The following is a 20,993-nucleotide window of genomic DNA, read 5'->3' on the forward strand; positions in this document are numbered from 1 at the left end:
TTTGTTTAAATGCTTAGCATTTCAAATGCATCAATCAACTTCTTTTGTCAAATGAATGCTTCTAGCCCGTAGATATAAATGTCAAAGATTGCTCTAGGTACGGATATCTCGGATTTCAGGAAAACAAGGATTTCGCCAAAATAGCTTCTACCTTTTGCCTGGGCTGTTCGCGTTATTGAATGTCTATTGACTCTGGGCTAATATATTCACAGGATACTTGATCATTGATTAAGGGAACAGCAAGAGCTGGCGGGAAAGGTGAATCTGGCACTTCCGCTTCAAAGCTGATTTCTAAGCTTTTCAGGCCGAGCCCAATATTGATGAAACCAGACTGGCCAGAGTCAATAACTGGCTTGAGAGATACCTGAAGCTCACCTTGATTGATGCTTGTGTCCACATCAATCAAGACCAAAGCTGCAAGAGCTTGTGAGAACTCTTGCTGTGGATAAAAGTCGGAAAATGGAAGTTCTTCTTTTAAGTTAAAAGGAATAAGTGCATTCTTTCTCTTATTGTAACTATAAATATCACCAGTTTCAGAGTTAAAGTGAAGGTCAAATCCGATAGAATTTGCAGAGCAGTAGATTCTTCGAACAGGAGATTCGGTAGAGCTGATGAGCATTTCATTCTCTCCACATCCAACACATAGAGCCGAAGCTAAAAGAGCAAAGCTGCCTCTTGCTAATGAGTTCAGTGAGCAATGCATAGAAAGCTGTCAGAAGTCTTTTGAATCATTGCATGATTTCGTGTATACAGTTCATTGTTTTTCGCTGATTTTATCAAATGCGAGCCTACCCTATTGCCCATAGTTGGAATATTGGACATAAAATTCTTCTGTGAATTCTGCTGCTTTGGGATTGGCATGGATATGTCTCAAGGTATTGAGAACTCTTCTTTCGGTCTTGGAGACTGGTCGGTGTTGAGAAATGCCTTGCTTCTTAGAAGTGCCCGCAACTCCCCCTCAGCCTGTTCAGCGCCATGGTTGAATACCAATCGAACCAGTGCATCAATCTTGGCAAGTCTTTGGCATCCTCTCGCTTAACAAGAAAGTGAAGGTGGCTTGCCATCAATTACAGCCAATAAACCTTCATGGCAAACGTCTGCTGGGCCTTTTTAAGTACCGCCAACAACACATCACACCTAACCCTTTAGCACTCAAGAACTGCCGGCTGTTGCAGCGAAGTGTGATAGGAAGCACCCGGATGGCAATAAGCGTGTTGCCCTGGCCATGATCTGACGGCATCAGCGCTAAATCATCAGCAAGCTCTTCACAAACAGCGGATCGCCATGACGAAAATCTTTTGACGACTTCCGTTCCTTGGCCCTTTGCGTTTTGAGGTTTTTACATTGATCGCCTTACTGCAATTGCCTCATTTATGGCAGCAAGCTGAGTCGGCCATGGTTGCCGTCAAGCTGGGCTTGTCGTCCAAGCGGTAAGGCAGCATTGCCGCAGCAATGCCCAACCGGGAGTTGTCCGACGACAGGAATTCCGAGATCAGTACTGCGTTCTTTTAATATTTCCTCCAGTTGGAAGGTTTGATCCCCAGGAATCTGTTCAGGTACTTCACACCCTTCAAAGCTGCCGAATCCGAGGCCGGCCAGTCTTTGTAGTAGGCCTGTGAGGCGCCAGTGGGTCAGCATGCGGTCGATGCGATAGGGCGCTTCCTCAACATCTTCCAGGATCAAGATTGCACCCTTGAGATCGGGCACATGGCTACTGCCTAGCAAATGGGAGGCCACAGTGAGATTGGCGACCACCAAGGGCCCGCTAGCTACTCCACCCATCCAGGGCTGCCCTTCAAGATCTGGGATGGGTTTGCCGAAGAGAAGATCATGCAGCCGGGCTTGGCTCCAGGCTGGTTCCTTGGCAAGTGTGGTGAGCAAGGGGCCATGCACGCAGCCGTCGAACCCGGCCGCCAAGCGTGCCCAGAGCAGGGCGGTGACATCTGAAAATCCCATTAGCCAGCCTGGTCGCCAGGTTTGCTTGTGTTCCAGTAAACGTGCAGCTCCCCAGCCGCCACGAGCGCAAGCCAGCAGAGCAGCAGGGGACTCAGGATTTAGATCGCGCTGGCGGCTGGCATCTTTGCCCGCTAGGTAGCCCCAGCGGCGTTCACTCACTTGCTGAGGCCGGCAGACTAATCCCCACCCTTCAAGGACTTTGAGGCCTTCGAGCAGTGATTGTTCATCCTCCAGCGCTGAACTCGCAGCCACTGTGACCACCTCGTCGCCACTTTGAAGCGCTGGTGTGAGCAGGTCAGATCGGAGCTGCACCATGATTCAGCTGATGCGCCCCAGGATCAAGCCGAGCATCAACATTGCGCCTAGCAGAACTTGATGTTGAAAGTGCTGCCCGTAGGTCGTCATTGGTTGATTGGAACCTCGCAGGGTCCACGTTTCTTTTTGCATGCCGATGCTGGCGATGAGCCAGAAGGGCCAAAAGGCCCAGCCCACTCCTGCGCTCACTGCTGCACTAGCCAAAAAGGTGCAGGCCAGTGCATAACTAAACGCGACAGTTTTAAGTGCATGGCTCCCCAAGCTCAAAGCACTGCTTTTTAAGGCCAGGTTGGCGTCGTCACGACGATCCGCCATGGCGTAAACCGTGTCAAAGCCGAATGTCCACATCAGAGTGGCCAACCAGCAGCCCAGCAGTGGCCAGCCTCCGTTGAGATTGGCCTGGCTTGCTGCCCAGGGGATTAGTACGGCAAACCCCCAGCAGAGGGCAAGCACCGCTTGTGGATAGGCAAACCAGCGCTTGGCCGAGGGGTAGAGCAGGATCGGTGGCAAGGCCAGGATGGCTAGAGCAAGGCATAGGCGCTGGCTTGGCGTTGGCAGGGAGGCCACGACCAAAAGACTGAGCAGCAAGAACACAATCAATAAGCCCACAGCAGTGGAAATTCGAATGCTGCCCTTCGCTAGTGGCCGTTCCCTGGTGCGCTCCACCTGGCGATCAATGCGTCGATCCCAGAGATCATTGGCAATGCAACCAGCGCCGCTCACCATCAGACCTCCAGCGACGATCAGACTCACAAGCCCTGCTAAAGGAGGTGCATCTGGAGTGAGCCAAAGGCTCCAACCTGCTGGCACAAGAAGGATGAGCCGACCACTGGGTTTGTGCCATCGCAGCAGCTCTAGCCATTGCCTTAAGCCATTGGAGACGGATCTGCTGGTCACGGGTTTCTGGGTTTGAAGAACCCTAGGGAGGGACCTCCAGACATCGTTGGCTGATGGCAAAGTGGTCTCGTTCCAGGCTCCTGTACTTCATGCCAGGTGTCGAGCCATTGCCTTTCGGTGTGGTTGATGTCGAGCAGGAGGAGGCTAGGTACGTCAGTGCTGGTCAGCTCCGTTCTGAGCGAGAGCTCCGCAACGTTGCCGCGATTGATATTGGAACCAATTCCACCCATCTCTTGGTGGCGTCGGTTGATCCTTCTCTGCACACCTTCAGCATTGATCTTGCAGAGAAATCAACCACCAGGCTTGGTGAGCGAGACCCTGACTCTGGAGAGCTCACGGGTCCTGCTATGGAGCGGGTATTTGAAACACTCAAACGTTTTAAGGAGCTAGCCGCCAGCCATCAGGTGGAGCAGGTGGTTGCGTCGGCGACTAGCGCAGTACGTGAAGCATCAAATGGGCGGGATTTTTTGCAACGGATTCAGGATCAGCTTGGCCTTGAGGTGGATCTGTTGAGCGGTGCTGAGGAAGCACGACTGATCTATTTGGGTGTTTTGTCTGGCATGCCTTTTGGGGAGTGTCCCCATCTTTTGCTCGATATCGGTGGCGGTTCCACAGAACTCATCCTCGCGGATGGTCGCGATGCTCGGGCTCTGACAAGCACGCGGGTTGGTGCAGTTCGGCTACAGAGGGATTTTGTCAAGCATGAACCAATCCCCCCTCAACGGCGTTCCTTTTTGCAGACATTTATTCAGGGTTCTTTAGAGCCAGCTGTTGATAAGGTCTGCCGTCGCATCAAGCCTGGGGAGAGCCCTGTGATGGTTGCTACAAGTGGAACCGCCATGGCCATCGGTGCTTTGTTGGCTAGCGAAGACGATCGCCCTCCGTTGAGATTGCATGGCTATCGAATCACACGGCAGCGGCTTGATGGCCTGGTTGAGAAGCTGATAGCGATGACGCCTGAGCAGCGTCGCATCCAGACGTCGATTAATGATCGCCGTGCCGAAATCATCGTTCCGGGTGTGCTGATTCTTCAAACCACCATGCAGATGCTCTCTGCTGATGAGCTGGTGCTTAGTGAAAGGGCTCTGAGGGAGGGGTTGATCGTTGACTGGATGCTGCGACATGGCCTATTGGAGGATCGCTTTAGTTTTCAGAGCAGTATTCGTCAGCGCACCGTGATTCATCAGGTGCAGCGTTTTGCAGTGAATCACCGCCGTGCAGAGCGTGTAGCCAGCCATGCACTCAGCCTTTACGACCACACACATGGTGTTCTTCATCAAGATGATGGAGGTGGTCGGGATCTGCTTTGGGCATCGGCAATGTTGCATGCCTGTGGTCAGCACATCAATCTCAGTGCTTATCACAAGCATTCCTGGTATCTCATTCGTCATGGCGAGTTGCTCGGCTATTCGGAAGCGGAGCATTTGATGGTTGCGGCTATTGCGCGCTATCACCGCCGCAGTCTTCCCAAGAAGCGTCATCTGGAATGGCAGGCTTTAGCCACCCGGGAGCATCGTCGTCTCGTTGCCGAGATGGCTTTGTTGCTGCGATTAGCAGCAGCCATTGATCGCCGTCCTGAGCCAGTGGTGGCTGCAATAAGAGTGAAGTCCGCTGATGATGATCAGATTGTCTTTGAACTAGTGCCGGAAGGGTTGAATCAGAATCTCAGCCTTGAACAATGGAGCTTGAAGAGCTGTGCTTCGGTTGTGAAAGAAGCAAGCGGCGTAACCATGAAAGTTGTCGTTAAGGAGTGAACTTAGTTCAGTATTAGGTTGTTGTTGGTTAATTGATGTCAGCGGATCTTTCTGATTGTGCCCAGAGCAGTAGGCGGTTTTCGATTATGAGTTATATGAATCAGATCAGGATGCCCTGCATAGATTTCTAGGTCTTGCTCTAGTGGATAGCTGAACGGCTTGCTAAGGGCGCCTTCAAGAATAATCTCAGCTTCACTGTTGGGGGTTGGGGTTGCTACCTGGCTGTGTTTTTGGCTGTTCAGTTGAAGTTGGTTGATTATTATTATTTGGTTTTTTTAGCCCTGATGGAGATGTTGATGGCAAATTTTGGCTAGGTGCTGCATCTGCAGGCTGAGAGATTAGGTCGGTGTCCTTAGGCTCATCTTTTATACCATTTGAACGAGTTGAAGACCCAAAGATCATGTCTTCGGCGGTGTCGTTGATTGAAATGATTGCGTTGTTGATGCTTGTTTGGATGTGGGTAAAGGTGTTGGGGTTGCTGTAATAGGTGATGCCTAGTCCTGCTGCAGTCAATCCAATCAACCCTCCCAAAAAGGCCAATGCAGGTATTACTTTTAGGTTTGGACGAGACTCTTTGCTCTTTGATTGGCGTAGGGCTTCGGAGTTTGATGGAATGATGACCTGAATTTGCTGCACAAGGGCAGTCGCATCGAGGTTGAGTCGCTCGGCGACCCGGCGCACCATGGCTCTAATAAAAACCGGCTCAGGTAGTAGGTCTTTGTTTCCATTCTCCAGGGCTATTAGTTGCTCTTTGCCTATTCGAAGACTTCCCGCAATTTCTGCTATTGAGAACCCCCGTTTTTCGCGGGCTTCTCTAAGCAACGCGCCAACTTGAATCAATGGTGTGGAGAGTTGCTCTGAGTGGGATTGGTCACTCAAGAAGTCCTGAGGGTGCTCCGGCATTAAGGAAGAGGAGTGTTGACCTGCATGCATTTGACCTTAGTTGGAAGCACTGAGCTTGTCAGGCATCATTTGTTCCCATGTATATGGGATCACCTGGTTTTGATGATGAGCAGATCAAGCAAATGCTTGGCATAAAAACTTATGGGCGATGCGGGATTCGAACCCACGACCCCTTCCGTGTGAAGGAAGTGCGCTACCACTGTGCTAATCGCCCGCACTACTGGCTTTTAAAATACTCTCTTTAGCCCTTTTGGCGAAAGAGATGTTGGTGGCTTGGAGAATACAGCTTCGAACGTTGGCGTCCTGCAGCTAGGGCCGGACTAACGACATAAAGGGTGGTGCGAATCAGCTCGTGTTCACGGGAGGTCGTAGCCATTTGCTTCAAAGGCACCACGCTTAACCATTGATCGGGCCAGCTCACCCTGTAGCCGATAGCTACTGGTGTTTCAGCTGAATAGTGCTGCAGCAGTGTGGCTTGTACTTCTTCCACATGGCGTGCACTGAGGTAGAGGCATAGAGAGGCTCCAAGTGATGCCAGATGTTGGAGGTTTTCGCGCTCGGGAACACCGGTGCGTCCTCCTGCTCTGCTGAGAACTATGGTTTGGACAAGGCCAGGGATGGTGAGTTCAGCTTTTAGGGCTGCGGCTGTCGCTTGGTAAGCACTCAGACCTGGCACAACCTCTACTTCAATGCCTGCGTCAGCAAGGCCACAGATCTGTTCAGACAGGGCCCCATAAAGGCAGGGGTCTCCGTCGTGAAGACGGACCACCCGCTTGCCTGCTTGTGCCCTGTTCACCAGAAGCGGAAGAACTTCCTCGAGGGTCATTGAGCTGGTGCGGATTCGTTCACAGGATTCAGGTGCCAATGCTGCAATATCTGGTGAAACCAGTGAATCGGTCCATACAAGGACCTCAGCCTGCTTGAGATGTTCTGCGGCACGCAGGGTTAGCAGATCAGTCGCGCCTGGACCTGCACCAACGATGGAGATTCTGCTCATCAAGCGAATGACCTAGGCCTACCAGGGTCCGGTAGCTTTCGTTTGCGACCATAGAGCCACCAGAGCCCAAAACCTCCTACTGCCATCATCGCCAAACTCATCAGCTGGGCAATACGCAGGCCCCCTTCACAGGAAGGTGGTAAGGCGCCTAGGCAGAGGGGATCAGTTCGAAGTGCTTCGATCCAGACTCTGCCTAGGCTGTAAGTGATCAGGTAGATGCAGCTCAACGCTCCGGCGGGAAGCTTCAGTAGTCCTTTGCTGCTGCGTTGAAAAAGAACAATTAGCAGCGTGAAGACTAGAAGGTTCCAAATTGATTCGTAGAGGAATGTCGGATGGAAAAACTCGTTATTGGCATAATTAAGTGGACGATTCACGAATGGGATGAACAATTTCCAAGCAAGGTTGCCCTTGATTGGAACACCGAAGGCTTCGTTATTGAAAAAATTTCCCCAGCGTCCGATTGCCTGGCCAAGGGCAATGGATGGGACAAGCACATCAAGAACATCCCATAAGGCTTGGCGACGCCAACGGCAGAAGATCAATACTGCAAGGGTGCCAGCAAGCAGGGCCCCATGAATAGCGATTCCTCCACCCCAAATTTCCACGGCACTTGGGATTGGGATGGCGAGTCCAAAGATATTGATCGAGCTCCAAAAATTATTTCCGCTGTAGTTCCTCCACTCAAATGCGACGTAGTAGATGCGTGCTCCAACAACGGAAGTTAATACGAGAATGGGCAGCAGATCACTGATCAAGCCATGCTCAAGGCCTCGTTTACGGGCCAGGCTACTGGACAGATTGAGGCCGATCAGTACGGCGATGGCAATCAGCAATCCATACCATCGCAAGGCAAAGGGCCCGAGCTGAAAAAGCTCGGGCCCTGGAGAGGTAAAGGTCGCGATGAATGCGTCCATTGAGTTGAGATGAATGGGGATCAGATCCCCTCGGCTGCCTGAACTTTTTCGACTTGCTTCTTCTTCAATACAAGTAAGATCTGAGCGAGAGAAACTGCTACAAAGAATGCCAAGAGTCCATAGATTCGAATTGGATTCTGGAGCACAACCTCGGTATCGAGTTGTCCGAAGCCACCACTATTGGGGTCGCTAGTTAAGGGGGCGCCAGCCTCTACTTTGTCATCTACTTTTACCAACAGGCTTGGACCAGCTGGAATGGTTTCACTGATAACTTTTCCACTGTCAGTTTTGAGCTTGATGTCGCTTTCCCCATTCTTACCAGACTTAATAGATGTAATCGTGCCAGCTTCAGTTGCTGTGAACGCGTTGTTATTGGTTTTTTCACCAGTAGGCAATATTTGGCCTCGTCCACGGTTGCCTCCAACGTGGATGGAATATTTGCCGAATTGAATACTGCTGTCAGTCGCAGGATCAGGTGAAAGTATTGGGAAAACAATCTCTTTGTTGTTGTCACCAGGAAGCGGGCCAACAAGGAGGATGTTCTCCTTTTCTTCGCTGTATTGAGTGAAGAAGACTCCTTTGGTTTCTTCTTTTATCTCTTCGCTCCAGCGATCCTGTGGGGCCAGCTTGAATCCATCAGGAAGCATGACAACGGCACCCACTTGGAGGGGCACATCACTGCCATCGGAGCTGATCTCTGTTGTGTCTTTCTTGTAGGGGATTTTCACCACTGCTTTGAAGACGCTGTCGGGTAGTACTGATTGAGGTACTTCTGCCTGAGTGGTTTTTTGGGCCAGATGACAGTTCGCACAGACGATCTTGCCAGTAGCTTCTCGGGGGTTGTCGTAGTTCTGTTGAGCCCAGAAGGGATAGGCCCAGCTGGCAGCTGGAGCAACAAGAATCGACAAACTAAGAACCAGTGAGCCGAGAAGGATGGGGATGAGGCGACGCATGATGCGAGGGGATAGGAGAGCTGGAACGACGATGGTGCGTTTGGTTGTCAGATTCAGGTCCACCAGGGCTTCTCGCCCGTGCGGAAGTCTGTCTCGGTCCATTGGCTTACAAAGACGTTGTCGTTCTCGACAGCGATGTTGGCCAATGCGAGAGAGAGGGGTGCCGGCCCCCTTACGACCTTTCCAGTGGAGTTGTATTGGCTGCCGTGACACGGGCAGACGAATTTATTAACCCCGCTGTTCCAAGGCACCACGCAGCCGAGGTGGGTGCAGATCGCATTGATTCCGTAACTGCCAATGGCATCATCACCTTCAACAATCAGGTAGGTGGGATCACCTTTCAGCCCTTGGACAAGGCTGCGGTCACCATCTGAATGGTTCGCAAGCCAGCCGCTTGCTGTGACCGAATTGCCAAGTTCATCCTTGGCGCTCGTGCCACCTCCGCTCCCGGAGGCACGAGGTGGAATGAAGTACTTCACCACTGGATAGAGGGATCCAAGCGCAACGCCAGTCACTGACCCGAAAGTGAGCAGGTTCATGAACTGCCGACGACCCATCCCGGGCACATCACTCGAGGTCATTTGTGTCATGACGGATGTTCGATCTGCGCAGAATGGAGACCATTATGGACTGTGAAGGGCCCGTCACGCTTTGCAAAGACTGGGCTTTTCAGTGCAATCGTCGCATCATTCTGTGCTTTGGCTAATCCTTGACGATGCTCTGTTGCCTCTAGAGCTAGTAGAGGGAATTCCTTGCTTAAAGAATTGTCGGCAAACTTTCTAAGCCATGCACTTGTTGGTGTGCCGCCAGAGTCTGTACTTGCAGGAGATCTGGGCGTATTTGAGCAGCAATCTTTATGTTCTGGATCAACAGGCTTATCGCAATCATCTCGGCGAGGTGCTTTAGGCGGTCATTCGACTGGGCTTGGCAGATGTCGTCTCGGAATTGCTGGCGCGCACAACAGAAAGATCAAGCTTCTCAATTTGTGGCTGTAGGAGGCTGGTCGCTTTCGCTTGCAGGCATGTCTGGCCTGAATTGATCAGTTAGCGCCACTAGGCCTACTCCAATCAGGAAAAGGGCTGTAATGGCTCCAGCCAGCAGCAGCATGGTGATTGGATCAGTGGATGGGGTCAATACAGCTCCAGCCAAGGCGGCACCAAGCACGACCCATCGCCAGGCACTCAACATGGGTTGCCAGTGCAATAACCCCAGAATTCCTAATATCAACTGGAGCACAGGTAGCTGAAAGGCCAGGCCGGTAGCCAGCATCAGCAGAAGCACAAAATCGAGATACCGTTCAATTGACCACAGTGGCTCGACTACATCGGCGCCATAACTCACCAGAAACTTCAGAGCTGCTGGTGCTAGGGCCCACCAGGCGAAGGCAAGGCCGGCTAGAAACAAGATCGCTGATCCAGCTACTGCTGGCGCTATCAGACGTCGTTCCCGTTGAGTGAGGCCAGGCAATACAAATCCAAGCCCTTGGTAGAGCACATAGGGCAGTGCAAGTGTTAAGCCTGCGTAGCCTGCCACCTTGATTGAGACGAATAGAAACTCTCCTGGGGCCAGCTGAAGAAAGTGAATGGATCCAGCCGGAGCTTCCAACAGCCGTACGAGCGGCTTCACCATGAGCAGGCAGGCACCTGCCGCTAAAACAACAGCAAGCAGACTGCGCAGCACCCGTTGCCGTAATTCCTCCAGGTGATCAACCAGAGGCATTTCCACGTCGTGGGGTAGTTCGGTGTGCTTGATTCCCTGCTCGACGTGAATCGGGGTAGGGGGTGGAAGAACCGAACCTGTGGGCTGATCGGGACTGGTCAGAACAGGCGTCGCTTGGTTTTCATCAGACTAAGAGTTCTGAGGCAGAGAGGTGTTGAAGCCCTCGGTCTGGTTCAGCCCAGCAAAGGTTTCCGTCCCGGTATCGCACGGTCCCTGGGCCTGCTCCTGGGATTCGCTGCAGGTTGCTTGTGGGCACCATCACCACGGGTACGCGTTGATTGCCTCTAGCACGACTGAAGTGAGCGGCCAGGTCTGCTGCTAGTTGCAGGTCGGCCTCCTCAGCATGGCCATTGGAGGCCTTGAGAACGACATGGCTGCCTGGACATTCCTGGGCATGAAACCAAAGATCACCAGGGCGAGCTTGGCGAAGGCTGATCCAATCGTTTTGGCGGTGGTTGCGACCAACCTGAACGATGAGTCCACCAGGAGTGGTCAGTTCGAGGGGGCTTGGGGGTTGTTGATTGCGACGGCCCCGCTTCTGGCGATTGCGGGATTGAGAGATCAGCAACTCGTCCAGCTCCTGCCGCAACTCCTGCAGCCTTATCGACCGTTCTCGCCGTCCTTCCCAGCTGGTTCCAAGCAGATCTTCCAGAAACATTTCACTGCCTTGGATTAGCTGCAGCCTTTGCTGGTGATGTTCAATCCGTGTTTTCAGCACGGGCACTGAGCGGCGGAATTTTTGAGCTTTTCGGTAGAGCTTTTGGGTTTGGTTGATCAGATCCTTGCTCGGCGAAGGCAGGCAAAGCATGGCGTCGGCTTGTTGTTGAAGAGAATTGCTTTGACTGGTTTCGTTGAGTCGACCCTGTTGTTCGCCAAGGGCCTGCTCCTCTCGTTGTCGCCACTGAAAAAGTCTTTTCTGGAGGTCTTCGGCTAGTTGATTGAGAGATTGGGTTTCAAGATGCCTTCGGTAATAACTCCCGAGAGTGAGGCTGAGCCCATCGGTGAAGGAGGAGGAGGAGGTTGAGGTGTCACAGTCCCAGACGCGGTAGCTGCTTGGACCGTCAAACCTCATCGTAAAGCGCTCTTTCTCAAGGCAGTCCAGCCATCGACTCCAGCGGTGGTAAAGGTGTTGCCATTGCTCGTTGGTGATCTCAAGTACTGAAAGCTCCAGCAGGGCATGTGCTTTTTTTGCATCGTCGTCAACCAGCTGCAAAGCGAGTGCAGGACTGATGCCTTGGTAACACTGCTGCAGAGCGCTACGTAGCTTGGTTGGCACAAGGCAGAGAATGTCTTTCCAGCGTTTTAGGGATTCCTTTGAGCTTGGTTCTCTGCCTTGCATCGGTGGTGGAGCTACATAGATGTCTGCAGTTCCGATTGGTCTCACTCTTGATTGATGGTTGCGTACCTGGCGTCCAAGGGTGATCACCTGGCGTTGACGATCAAGCAGAAGCAGGTTGCTGTGGCGTCCCATCAGTTCCAGCACAAGAGTGCGCTCGATAGGTTCGCCGGGGCGGTGGGCGAGGCCGCACTCCACCACGCGATCAAATCCTTTCTGTTTCAGTTCAATGAGGGCCATCTGTCGAAGGCCATGTTGAATCTGCTGGGCCAAAGTGCTGCCGCTGCCTAGGCGGGGAGGAGGGGTGATCTTGACCAGTCGGGGACAATCAGCACGCCAACTGAGTTCCAGCCACACAAGACCTTTGAGTGTGCGCAGCCCCAGTTGGAGGGTATGAGGTTCTGGTTGTTGGACCTTTTCGAAGCGGCTTGGCAGCACCTCCTTGCGGAGCTCGCTCAGTACAGCGCGCAAGCTTGAGAGGTCCATGACCTGGAGGGCAGCAGGGGCCATCGATTCAGTCGGGACCTGGATTGCACGCAGCCTTCCTACTCTGCGATCCGATTCAATGCAATGCAATCAATGGCTTCATCCGCCGCTGAAGGAAAGCTCACTGTGATTACTGGGCCCAGTGGCGTTGGCAAGGGTTCTTTGGTGAAGCAACTCCTAGAGCTCCATCCAGAGATCTGGCTGTCTATTTCGGCGACAACGCGTGAAGCCAGGCAAGGCGAGATTGAGGGTGATCATTACTTCTTCTTGAACCGTGATCGCTTTGCAGAACTGGTTCAAGCTGGCGGTTGTCTTGAATGGGCTGAATTTGCAGGCAATCGCTATGGCACCCCACGCCAACCTGTTGAGCAGCAGCTTTCATTAGGCCGTCCGGTTTTGCTTGAGATTGAACTGGAAGGGGCTCGACAGGTGCGGCGCAGTTTCCCTGAAGCTTTTCAGATTTTTTTAGCGCCGCCCAGTTTTGAGGAGCTTGAACGACGCATTCGCGGACGCGCCACTGATCCTGAAGAAGCAATTCAGCGACGTTTAGCTAGGGCTAGGGAGGAACTGATGGCTCAGCAGGAGTTTGATGCAGTGGTGATTAATGACAACCTGCAGGTTGCTGTGATTGAGCTGGAGTCTTTGATGGGTCTGAGCTGTTGATGCGAAGACTTTTTCCTGACCTTAAAGCGTTATTTGACAACATAGGCCAATAAAAAAAGCCCCTTTAGAGGGCTTTCTGAAGGGGGTTAGCCAAGAAGCTAATTTGTTTCTTGGCTGTAGTTGTTGATGCTCTTCAGCTCTTCAAAGACCCATTGGGTGGAAGAGAAGATCTGGGTAGAAGCGGTTGAATTCAACAATGATTCCCGCTGTGAGCCATACCCAGAGAACGGCAGCCATTGGCCAGCTTTCGAAGAATTTTCTCATCTTGATAAAGGGGAAATGGGGTGGTTGTTAAGAGGAGAATATTGCTCAGCGTGGTGAAACTGTGATCTTGTCGTCGCTCTCACGGAGGCTGCCATTTTGGCCTTCAATATGAGCGAGCCACGGCCAGGCAGAAGCTCTCAGCATGCAATTGAAAGCCAGGGTTATATCAAGATGGATCTCATTGTCTAAGGCTGCTTTGTGGCCTTTGGCTTTGATTGCCTGGAGATAAGAACGACCAGCCCAACCAATGATTCCAGCGATGTAGATGAAAATCACGCCTGGGATCATGATTTCGCCTTCATGGCCGCGAATAAAGGACATCGCAAACGGCTCAACTGGCGCTGGGATTAGAGCGTGTGGGAGTCCGTCATCACCGCACAAGGATTTGCTGTAGCGGTCAAAGCGGGCAATGGCCTGTGGAGTGTCTGCAGCACTGGCTCGCTGCTGAAAACGGGCATTCTCAGCGCAAGGGGTTAGGCCAGCTATGTCAGCTTTAGCAACGGGTGCAAAGCCGAGAACCAGCAGAGCCGAGAGCACAACGGCGAAGAGACGACGCATCGGTTTCGATTCCTGTAAGACCTGCTCCGGAACGGCAGGATGTCACAAGTAAAATGTAAATGAGGCTTCCCACAACCATGCCGACGGTGCTTGCCCTCGAAACAAGTTGTGACGAGTCGGCTGCCGCAGTTCTACGTCTAAATAACGGGTGTTTGCAGGTTATCGCTAGCCGAATTGCTTCTCAGGTTGAGAAACATGCCCAGTGGGGGGGCGTGGTACCGGAAGTGGCCTCTCGCTTGCATGTGGAGGCTCTGCCTCATCTTGTAGAGGAGGTTTTGCAGGAGGCGGGACAGTCGATGGCTCGCTTTGATGCTGTAGCTGCAACGGTGACCCCTGGGCTGGCCGGAGCACTGATGGTGGGATCGGTGACAGGCCGATGTTTGGCTGCTCTCCATGCGCTGCCTTTTTTTGGCATTCATCACCTGGAGGGGCATTTGGCTTCAGTGCGCTTGGCGGAACATCCTCCACGCCCTCCATATCTGGTGCTACTTGTGAGCGGGGGACACACTGAGTTGATTCGGGTCGGGGCAGAGAGTGAGATGGTGCGTCTTGGACGTAGCCATGATGATGCTGCTGGAGAGGCTTTTGACAAAGTTGGCCGTTTGCTCGGTTTGGCCTATCCAGGTGGCCCCGCTATTCAGGCGTTGGCCGCGACTGGAGACTCTGGCAGATTTTCTTTGCCCAAAGGACGGGTTTCTAAGCCTGGTGGTGGATTTCATCCCTACGATTTCTCTTTCAGCGGACTGAAGACCGCCATGCTGCGCCTGGTTCAGGCTCTTTCAGAGGCTGGTGAAGACCTGCCCCGCGCAGATCTTGCTGCCAGTTTTGAGCAAGTGGTTGCAGATGTTTTGGTCGAGCGCAGCTTGTTCTGCGCTAATGACCAAGGCCTAAAAACTGTGGTGATGGTTGGAGGAGTCGCTGCTAACCGCCGCCTAAGAGAACTGATGAGCAAACGTGGACAAGAACAGGGGATTGAAGTGCATACGGCACCGCTTCGATACTGCACGGATAATGCCGCCATGATTGGAGCAGCGGCCTTGCAGCGATTGGTGTCTGGGGATGATGGCAGCTCTCTTGAGTTGGGAGTGGCAGCCCGATGGCCATTGGACAAAACCGAGGATTTGTACCATTCAACTCCCCCATTTTGAAGAAGCGAATTAGCTTGACCTTGTCTGCTGTGCAGCGATGGCTTCTGAATCTCCACTTGATTCCAATACCTCTGCGGAACCTGTCAGTAGTGAAGAGCTAAACGCTTGGCGACGAGGGTTCACTCCACAGGCCGAGATCTGGAATGGTCGTATGGCAATGGCGGGATTGATTATTGGGATCAGCGTGTTGTTGTTGTTGCGTCTACTGATACCTGCTGACTGCAGAGCCTGGCTGAATTAGGTGTGGTTCAATTCCGCCCACGAATGCTTTGGGCTAGTTCGTTGGGCTTAAAGCTTGCGGCGACTGCCATCTCTGGTTCTACCCGGCCACTATCGACAAGATTCAGCAATGATTGATTGGCTGTGATCATGCCATCAAAGCTGCTGCGTTCCATGATCTCTTCAACCTCCTTAAGTGCTCCTCTTTGGATGTAGTCCTTGCAAGCATCGGTATTAATCAGGATGTCGTGGTAGGCAGCTCGCTTGTTGTCGGTTGTTCGGATCAATCCTTGGGCAATCACCCCCAGCAGTGATTCTGAAAGGGAGCGACGCATGCTCTCTTGATCTTCTGGGGCATACATGCCCAGGACTCGCTCAATGGTCTTGACTGCCGAGTTGGTATGCAGAGTGCCAAACACCAGGTGCCCCGTTTGGGAGGCCTCAATCGCTGTGGCCAGGGTTTCTTGATCACGGATCTCACCGATCAGGATCACATCTGGGTCTTCTCGTAGGGCTGCTTTCAGGGCGTTGTGGAACTTCAGGGTGTGTTTCCCCAGTTCTCGATGTTTGACAAGGGATTGCTTGCTCTTGTGTACAAACTCCACAGGATCCTCGATGGTGAGGATGTGGCGGGGTTGATTTCTATTGATCCAGTCGATCATGGCCGCCAGGGTGGTGCTTTTCCCTGACCCGGTTGAGCCGGTCACCAAGACAAGTCCTTTCGGCTTGGATGAGAGGCCCTTCAGGACATCAGGGAGTTGCAGTTGCTCAAGGGTGAGAATTGTTTGGGGAATGATGCGAAGCACCATCGCTGGTCCCGTGAGGGAATCCAGCAGGTTGATCCGGACTCTTGCGAAGGGAAAGGCATGGGAGCCGTCGAATTCTTTGCTTCTAAAGAATTCATCGATCTGATTCGCGGAGAGGATCTCTTGCAACCAGCTTTGAAATCTTTCTGGATCGGTTACAGGCCAATCTGTGCTTTGCATTTCGCCGCGGTCTCGGAAACGGGGCACTTCGCCAACGCCTAGGTGTACATCGGAATGTCCTTCTTGATAGGCGATTCGTACGATCTCCTCCAAGTTGGGAGAGACCCCAGGCGTTGCTCCAGCGAATGGGGTTAATCCCTCTGTAGATGATCTTGATATCGGCTCCGCCGACTCAGAGGGGGACTTTGGTGCTTGAGGGGGGAAGTTGGGCGGAAAGACCGGTTGACTCACGAGGGGATTGTGGCCGCTCTCTTCAGGTTCGTCATGGCGAAGCTCTTGGCAAGTCCGTGCGTACTTTTGGTGATCAGCAAGCACTCTTAGGATCCTTTCAAGATTGCTTCTGTTATGGCTGGTTTACCCCGCGTCACGATCGTGCTGGGCACCCGTCCAGAGGCGATCAAGTTGGCACCGGTGATCCAGGCGTTTCAGGCCTGTGACGCTTTGACGACTCGAGTTGTGCTTACTGGCCAGCACCGCGAGATGGTTGCTCAGGTCATGGATCTATTTGGTCTTTCAGCCAATCATGATCTCGATCTGATGGCCCCTCTGCAGACCCTCACTCACGTCACCTGTGCAGCATTGCAAGGCCTCAAGGATGAATTCAAGGCCTACCCTCCCCAGCTGGTGCTTGTCCAGGGAGATACCACGACAGCATTTGCAGCTGCCCTTGCTGCTTTTTATGAGCAGATTCCGGTTGGTCATGTTGAGGCTGGTTTGCGCACAGACAACCTGTTAGATCCGTTTCCTGAAGAGGCAAACCGGCGCCTGATTTCTCAGATCTCCCAGCTTCATTTCGCTCCAACGCCTCGCTCTCAGGCCAATCTGACCAGTTCAGGGGTTGTTGGTCAGATCTTTGTTACGGGCAACACAGTGATTGATGCTCTTTTGTTGATGGCAGAGCAGGCGCCGCCTATCGAATTTGATGGTCTCGACTGGGCGCATCAGCGCGTCATTTTGGCCACCGTGCATCGACGGGAGAATTGGGGAGATCGGCTTCAAGACATTGCCGAGGGCATCAGAAGGGTTCTTGACCTCCATCCCGACACGGCTTTACTTCTGCCTTTGCATCGCAATCCAACCGTTCGAGAACCAATGCAGGCCCTTTTGGGGACCCATCCGAGGGTGGTACTCACCGAACCTCTCGATTACGACCGTTTGGTTGCTGCGATGAGGGCCTGCACTCTTCTGCTCACTGATTCTGGTGGGCTCCAAGAAGAAGCTCCTGCACTGGGTAAGCCAGTTTTGGTTTTGAGACGGACCACCGAACGACCAGAGGCTGTTGAAGCGGGTACGGCCAGGCTGGTTGGTACCGATCCGGAGATGATCGTGACTGAGACAGCTTCCTTGCTTGATGACTCAAGCGCCTACGAGGCGATGGCACGTGCTGTCAATCCCTTCGGCGACGGTCAGGCCAGCCGTCGCATTCTTGAGGCAAGTTGTGCATTCCTGGGCGTATGAGGCTGCCTTTAGTTCTTGTGGTCACTACCGCTGGTGGTTGAAGCGCAGCCTTGGGCAATGCGAACGCACGTTGCTTTTCATTGGCTTGAATCCCTCCACCGCTACAGCGTCAGAGGATGATCCAACCTTGCGGAGGTTGCTGGGGTTTTGCCGCTCCTGGGGTTATGGACACCTTCTTGTTGTGAATCTATTTGCGCGGATCAGTCAATCCCCAGCGCTGCTTAGGCACTGTGCTGATCCGATTGGTGATGCAAATGATGATCAGCTTTTGACTCGGGCACGCCAGTGGTCTGAGAGCCCTAATTGGGACCTTTGGTTTGGTTGGGGGTGCGGTGGAACTTTGCTTCGACGTGATCTTGCCGTCCAGGCTTTGTTGGAGCGTCATCGCCAGAACCGCATCAGGAATATTCCTGATGCTCGCGGCCCTCTCTCGCTTGGTTTGACGCGTGAGGGACACCCCTGCCATCCCCTTTACATGCCTGGCAAAGAGGTCCTTCGACCATTCAATTGGGCAAGTGGGGCAACTATCGGCCATCCTGAGTTGATGGACCTTGGCATTACGGTTCACTGATGACACGCACCCCACGCCGCTATGCGGTGTACCTCCATCTCTCCGGGGGGCAGACCGAAGAGGTTCATTTCCCTACTCTTGAGACGTTTCAGCAGTGGTATCAGGGAATCGTCAACGTCTCAGGCAGTGGGGGGTTCGTGAACGTACCGCTTAGCGAGCTCGATGGAGAGTATCTGGTGGTGCGTCCAGAGGCTGTGATCGGTGTGAGAGTGGAACCTCAGTTCGCAGCCCTCGATGACACCTGAGCGGTTAGGCCTGCTTTGGGGGATCACCGTCTTTGCAGGTGCCGGAGCTCGGATTTTGTCTGCTCTCTCTGGCCTTCCTGGTGTGGTGCTGTTGTTGCTATCTGGCCTGCTGATTGGTCGATCGGGCCTTGGTTTGGTTGAACCGCTAGATCTTGGTCAAGGACTTGAGACGATCGTTGGTCTGCTGGTGAGCCTTGTGCTCTTTGACGGTGGTCTCAATCTGCGCCTCCCTGGCGACACCATCAAGTCAACGGTGCTGCGCATCTTGCTGATCCGACTAGTGATTTCACTGGCCGCGGGTCTGTTGGCGGCGCATTGGCTGGCTGGTTTGGGTTGGTCAGTGGCAGCGGTTTACAGCGCCATCGTGCTGGCTACTGGTCCGACTGTTGTGACCCCATTGGTGCAGCAGATCCGTTTAGCTTCTCCTCTAGGGGATGTCCTTGAGGCAGAGGGATTGGTGCTTGAGCCAGTGGGTGCTGTGCTGGCCTTGCTTTTGCTGGAGTTATTGCTGGGCGATTTGCATGGTTGGCGGGAGGTTGCCTTCGGGTTGCTGGCCCGCCTGGGTGGAGGCGTGTTGATGGGGGCTGCTGCTGGTTGGCTTTTGTCAGAGGGATTGCGGCGTTTAAAACCGGACCCTTCGGTAGGGCTGAGGTTGCAGCTCACCTTGGGTGTGTTGTTCCTCTTGTACGCAGTTTGTGAATGGTTGTTGCCGGAGTCGGGATTGCCGGCTTCTGTAGCAGCGGGGGTGATGGTCGGTCGCAGGCCTGTTACCCAGTCCGATCAGCTCGATGAGTTGATCCGGGAGCTGGCCCGTCTTGCTATCACAATGTTATTTCCACTTTTGGCTGCTGATGTCTCTTGGGGTGAGCTAAGTCCGCTTGGCTGGGGGGGGGTCAGTTGTGTGCTCGTACTGATGTTGGTTGTGCGTCCTGTTTCTGTAAGCCTGGCGACGATTGGCTTGCCTCTTGATTTCAGGCAGCGATTGTTTCTTGGTTGGCTTGCACCACGTGGGATTGTTACGGCCGCCGTGGCCTCTTTGTTTGCGATTCGCCTTGAGCAGGCTGGGATTTTAGGAGCCGGTCGGTTGCAAGGTTTGGTCTTTCTCACCATCCTGATGACGGTTGGCATTCAAGGACTCACGGCCCAGCCGCTGGCCAAGGCTCTGGGCTTAATCGCTCCTGAAGATTCAAACGAAGACGACTGCTCAGAGACAACGACGCAGTCTGTTCAAGTCTTGCCCGATCCTGGCCAGTAATCCCCATGTTGTGATTAGGTCTGGCCCTTGTAGGCGGCCTAGAAGCGCAGCTCTGAGGCTTTTCATGATCACACCTTTTTTGACGTTGGCAGCCTGAGCAGCATTCGTTAGCAGTTGTTGTGCTTGCTTGACATCAAAACCGTCCCAGGACGTGCGATCCAGCTGATCGAGAAGATTGCTAAGGCCTGCCTTGGCTCCGTCCACGGCAAGTTGTTCCAGGCCATCAGCATGCAGCGTTGGTTCTTCGAAAAAAGGGCGAGCTTGATCGACACCATCCTTGAGCAGTGTCAGCGATGGTCCAAGCAGCTCGGCTAGATCCAAACACCAGTTTTCTTCTGGCAGAGCCCAGCCAGCCTTAGACCACAAGGGTTTGAGTTCATGCAACAGTTGATCTTTAGGCAAGTCATGTAGCACTTGAGAGTTGAGCCAGTTGAGTTTGTCCCAGTCAAACTTTGCTCCTGCTTTATTGACTCGGTCAAAACTGAAGACGGTTGCAGCTTGCTGAAGAGTGAACCGTTCGTCAGTCCCTTCGGGGACTGACCAACCCAGCAGGGTCATGTAGTTAGCCATAGCTTCGGCTGTGTATCCCATGGCTTGGAAGTCACTGATCGAGGTCACTCCATCCCGCTTGGAGAGTTTGCGTCCTTCGGAATTGAGAATGAGCGGGGTATGGGCGAATTGAGGTATTGGTAATCCAAGGGCCTCATAGATCAGCAGTTGTTTGGCCGTGTTTGCGATGTGATCTTCGCCGCGGATCACATGCGAGATACTCATGGCGGCGTCATCAACCACCACAACAAGGTTATAGAGCGGGTCGCCAATTTCCTTGGCTGGAGCCCGACGTGAGATCACCATGTCGCCGCCCAAATCTGACCCCTTCCAGTGCATTGGACCGCGCACCAGGTCATTCCAACTGATGGCAGCATCATCATTGATACGGAAGCGCACCACGGCAGTTCTACCTTCAGATTGGAAGGCGGCTTCTTGCTCGGGATTGAGATCTCGGTGACGGTTGTCGTAGCGAGGGGCCTTGCCCTGGGCCTTTTGTGTTTCTCGCATGGCCTCCAGTTCAGTCTCGCTGGCGTAGCAGCGGTAGGCCAGGTCACGATCGAGCAGCTTTTGGATTGCTGAGCGATGGTCATCCACATGCTGGCTTTGAATGATGGGCTGTTCATCCCAGTTGAGGCCAAGCCACTTCAGACCTTCGAGGATGTTGGTGGTGAATTCAGGCTTGGATCGTTCTTTGTCGGTGTCCTCGATGCGCAAGAGGAATTGTCCTCCCTGATGGCGTGCAAAGAGCCAGTTGAAAACTGCCGTTCTTGCCGTGCCGATGTGAAGTGTGCCTGTTGGACTCGGGGCCAGCCGAACGCGCACCTTCACAATGACTCTCAGGATT

General features: G+C 53.2%; 22 protein-coding genes, 1 tRNA gene and 1 pseudogene. 8 read left to right on the plus strand and 16 right to left on the minus strand.

All coding sequences use genetic code 11. The annotated features are described in order from the left end of the window. Nucleotides 1–172: 172 nt before the first annotated feature. The 4 genes and pseudogenes from SIB79_RS01800 to SIB79_RS01815 all read right to left on the minus strand — a co-directional run bounded on the left by SIB79_RS01800 (nucleotide 173) and on the right by SIB79_RS01815 (nucleotide 3,168). Entirely contained in the window at nucleotides 173–703 is a 531-nt protein-coding gene (locus SIB79_RS01800; protein ID WP_063403677.1) for a hypothetical protein, read from the minus strand. A 93-nt stretch (nucleotides 704–796) separates the two neighbouring features. After that, nucleotides 797–1,227, minus strand: a pseudogene (locus SIB79_RS01805) (transposase); the annotation flags it as partial. A 144-nt stretch (nucleotides 1,228–1,371) separates the two neighbouring features. Then, a complete protein-coding gene (locus SIB79_RS01810) occupies nucleotides 1,372–2,271 on the minus strand; it encodes a S66 peptidase family protein (RefSeq protein WP_063403679.1) in 900 nt (299 codons plus the stop codon). Nucleotides 2,272–2,274: 3 nt separating this feature from the next. Next, nucleotides 2,275–3,168, minus strand: a complete 894-nt coding sequence (locus tag SIB79_RS01815; RefSeq protein WP_063403680.1) for a 4-hydroxybenzoate polyprenyltransferase — start codon at nucleotides 3,166–3,168, stop codon at nucleotides 2,275–2,277. Between the two features lie 53 nt (nucleotides 3,169–3,221). On the opposite strand from SIB79_RS01815, the gene SIB79_RS01820 reads away from it, so the two are divergent. After that, on the plus strand, nucleotides 3,222–4,922 hold the full coding sequence (locus tag SIB79_RS01820) for a Ppx/GppA phosphatase family protein (protein ID WP_081215657.1): 1,701 nt from the start codon (nucleotides 3,222–3,224) through the stop codon (nucleotides 4,920–4,922). A gap of 192 nt (nucleotides 4,923–5,114) precedes the next feature. Here SIB79_RS01820 and SIB79_RS01825 read toward each other — a convergent pair whose 3' ends face one another. From SIB79_RS01825 to SIB79_RS01860, 8 genes are all read right to left on the minus strand, one after another. Further along, a complete protein-coding gene (locus SIB79_RS01825) occupies nucleotides 5,115–5,825 on the minus strand; it encodes a helix-turn-helix domain-containing protein (RefSeq protein WP_063403681.1) in 711 nt (236 codons plus the stop codon). Nucleotides 5,826–5,967: 142 nt separating this feature from the next. Continuing rightward, nucleotides 5,968–6,039, minus strand: a tRNA-Val gene (locus SIB79_RS01830). A gap of 27 nt (nucleotides 6,040–6,066) precedes the next feature. Continuing rightward, the gene (gene cobM / locus SIB79_RS01835; protein WP_063403682.1) at nucleotides 6,067–6,822 is read right to left on the minus strand and encodes a precorrin-4 C(11)-methyltransferase; all 756 of its coding nucleotides are present in this window, start codon (nucleotides 6,820–6,822) and stop codon (nucleotides 6,067–6,069) included. Next, nucleotides 6,822–7,736, minus strand: coding sequence for a prolipoprotein diacylglyceryl transferase (lgt, locus tag SIB79_RS01840; protein ID WP_063403683.1), 915 nt, complete (start codon nucleotides 7,734–7,736; stop codon nucleotides 6,822–6,824). Before lgt ends, cobM begins: the two co-directional genes overlap by 1 nt. Before the next feature lie 20 nt (nucleotides 7,737–7,756). Continuing rightward, on the minus strand, nucleotides 7,757–8,689 hold the full coding sequence (gene petA / locus SIB79_RS01845; protein ID WP_063403810.1) for a cytochrome f: 933 nt from the start codon (nucleotides 8,687–8,689) through the stop codon (nucleotides 7,757–7,759). Nucleotides 8,690–8,742: 53 nt separating this feature from the next. Continuing rightward, on the minus strand, nucleotides 8,743–9,279 hold the full coding sequence (gene petC, locus SIB79_RS01850; protein ID WP_011825335.1) for a cytochrome b6-f complex iron-sulfur subunit: 537 nt from the start codon (nucleotides 9,277–9,279) through the stop codon (nucleotides 8,743–8,745). 388 nt (nucleotides 9,280–9,667) lie between these two features. Next, on the minus strand, nucleotides 9,668–10,408 hold the full coding sequence (tatC, locus tag SIB79_RS01855) for a twin-arginine translocase subunit TatC (protein ID WP_071818080.1): 741 nt from the start codon (nucleotides 10,406–10,408) through the stop codon (nucleotides 9,668–9,670). A 124-nt stretch (nucleotides 10,409–10,532) separates the two neighbouring features. Next, nucleotides 10,533–12,254 (minus strand): NFACT RNA binding domain-containing protein, encoded by a 1,722-nt coding sequence (locus tag SIB79_RS01860; protein WP_063403684.1) that lies wholly within the window; start codon nucleotides 12,252–12,254, stop codon nucleotides 10,533–10,535. A 69-nt stretch (nucleotides 12,255–12,323) separates the two neighbouring features. Here SIB79_RS01860 and gmk point away from each other — a divergent pair, with 69 nt between their 5' ends. Further along, nucleotides 12,324–12,893 carry a guanylate kinase gene (gmk, locus tag SIB79_RS01865; protein ID WP_011130686.1) on the plus strand — a complete coding sequence of 190 codons (570 nt, stop codon included), beginning with the start codon at nucleotides 12,324–12,326 and terminating at the stop codon, nucleotides 12,891–12,893. 141 nt (nucleotides 12,894–13,034) lie between these two features. On the opposite strand, the gene psaJ is transcribed toward gmk, so the two are convergent. Both psaJ and SIB79_RS01875 read right to left on the minus strand, forming a co-directional pair. After that, nucleotides 13,035–13,157 carry a photosystem I reaction center subunit IX gene (gene psaJ, locus SIB79_RS01870; RefSeq protein ID WP_011130685.1) on the minus strand — a complete coding sequence of 41 codons (123 nt, stop codon included), beginning with the start codon at nucleotides 13,155–13,157 and terminating at the stop codon, nucleotides 13,035–13,037. Between the two features lie 45 nt (nucleotides 13,158–13,202). Then, the gene (locus SIB79_RS01875) at nucleotides 13,203–13,715 is read right to left on the minus strand and encodes a photosystem I PsaF protein (subunit III) (protein ID WP_011130684.1); all 513 of its coding nucleotides are present in this window, start codon (nucleotides 13,713–13,715) and stop codon (nucleotides 13,203–13,205) included. A gap of 77 nt (nucleotides 13,716–13,792) precedes the next feature. On the opposite strand from SIB79_RS01875, the gene tsaD reads away from it, so the two are divergent. Both tsaD and SIB79_RS01885 read left to right on the plus strand, forming a co-directional pair. After that, complete coding sequence (gene tsaD / locus SIB79_RS01880; protein WP_063403811.1) at nucleotides 13,793–14,863, plus strand: tRNA (adenosine(37)-N6)-threonylcarbamoyltransferase complex transferase subunit TsaD; 1,071 nt, start codon at nucleotides 13,793–13,795, stop codon at nucleotides 14,861–14,863. A 37-nt stretch (nucleotides 14,864–14,900) separates the two neighbouring features. Continuing rightward, nucleotides 14,901–15,104 (plus strand): hypothetical protein, encoded by a 204-nt coding sequence (locus SIB79_RS01885; RefSeq protein WP_063403685.1) that lies wholly within the window; start codon nucleotides 14,901–14,903, stop codon nucleotides 15,102–15,104. Nucleotides 15,105–15,111: 7 nt separating this feature from the next. Here the strand turns inward: SIB79_RS01885 and SIB79_RS01890 are convergent, their stop codons facing one another. Continuing rightward, nucleotides 15,112–16,161: a type IV pilus twitching motility protein PilT gene (locus SIB79_RS01890; RefSeq protein ID WP_413681168.1), complete on the minus strand. Its 1,050-nt coding sequence runs from the start codon at nucleotides 16,159–16,161 to the stop codon at nucleotides 15,112–15,114. A 252-nt stretch (nucleotides 16,162–16,413) separates the two neighbouring features. Between SIB79_RS01890 and wecB the strand changes: the two genes are divergently transcribed. Genes wecB through SIB79_RS01910 form a run of 4 tightly spaced genes read left to right on the plus strand, consistent with a single transcriptional unit; the run spans nucleotide 16,414 to nucleotide 19,597 of the window. Further along, entirely contained in the window at nucleotides 16,414–17,526 is a 1,113-nt protein-coding gene (wecB, locus tag SIB79_RS01895; protein WP_063403687.1) for a non-hydrolyzing UDP-N-acetylglucosamine 2-epimerase, read from the plus strand. After that, the gene (locus tag SIB79_RS01900) at nucleotides 17,450–18,097 is read left to right on the plus strand and encodes a DUF1643 domain-containing protein (protein WP_063403688.1); all 648 of its coding nucleotides are present in this window, start codon (nucleotides 17,450–17,452) and stop codon (nucleotides 18,095–18,097) included. The genes wecB and SIB79_RS01900 overlap by 77 nt, the downstream gene beginning before the upstream one ends. Further along, entirely contained in the window at nucleotides 18,097–18,342 is a 246-nt protein-coding gene (locus SIB79_RS01905; RefSeq protein WP_063403689.1) for a hypothetical protein, read from the plus strand. The genes SIB79_RS01900 and SIB79_RS01905 overlap by 1 nt, the downstream gene beginning before the upstream one ends. Further along, nucleotides 18,332–19,597 (plus strand): cation:proton antiporter, encoded by a 1,266-nt coding sequence (locus SIB79_RS01910; protein ID WP_063403690.1) that lies wholly within the window; start codon nucleotides 18,332–18,334, stop codon nucleotides 19,595–19,597. The genes SIB79_RS01905 and SIB79_RS01910 overlap by 11 nt, the downstream gene beginning before the upstream one ends. Here SIB79_RS01910 and gltX read toward each other — a convergent pair. Next, nucleotides 19,547–20,977, minus strand: a complete 1,431-nt coding sequence (gltX, locus tag SIB79_RS01915; protein WP_063403691.1) for a glutamate--tRNA ligase — start codon at nucleotides 20,975–20,977, stop codon at nucleotides 19,547–19,549. The genes SIB79_RS01910 and gltX overlap by 51 nt on opposite strands. Nucleotides 20,978–20,993: the final 16 nt, after the last annotated feature.

Origin of the sequence: Prochlorococcus sp. MIT 1342, from assembly GCF_047304495.1 — a bacterium.
Taxonomy (GTDB): Bacteria; Cyanobacteriota; Cyanobacteriia; order PCC-6307; family Cyanobiaceae; genus Prochlorococcus; species Prochlorococcus marinus_D.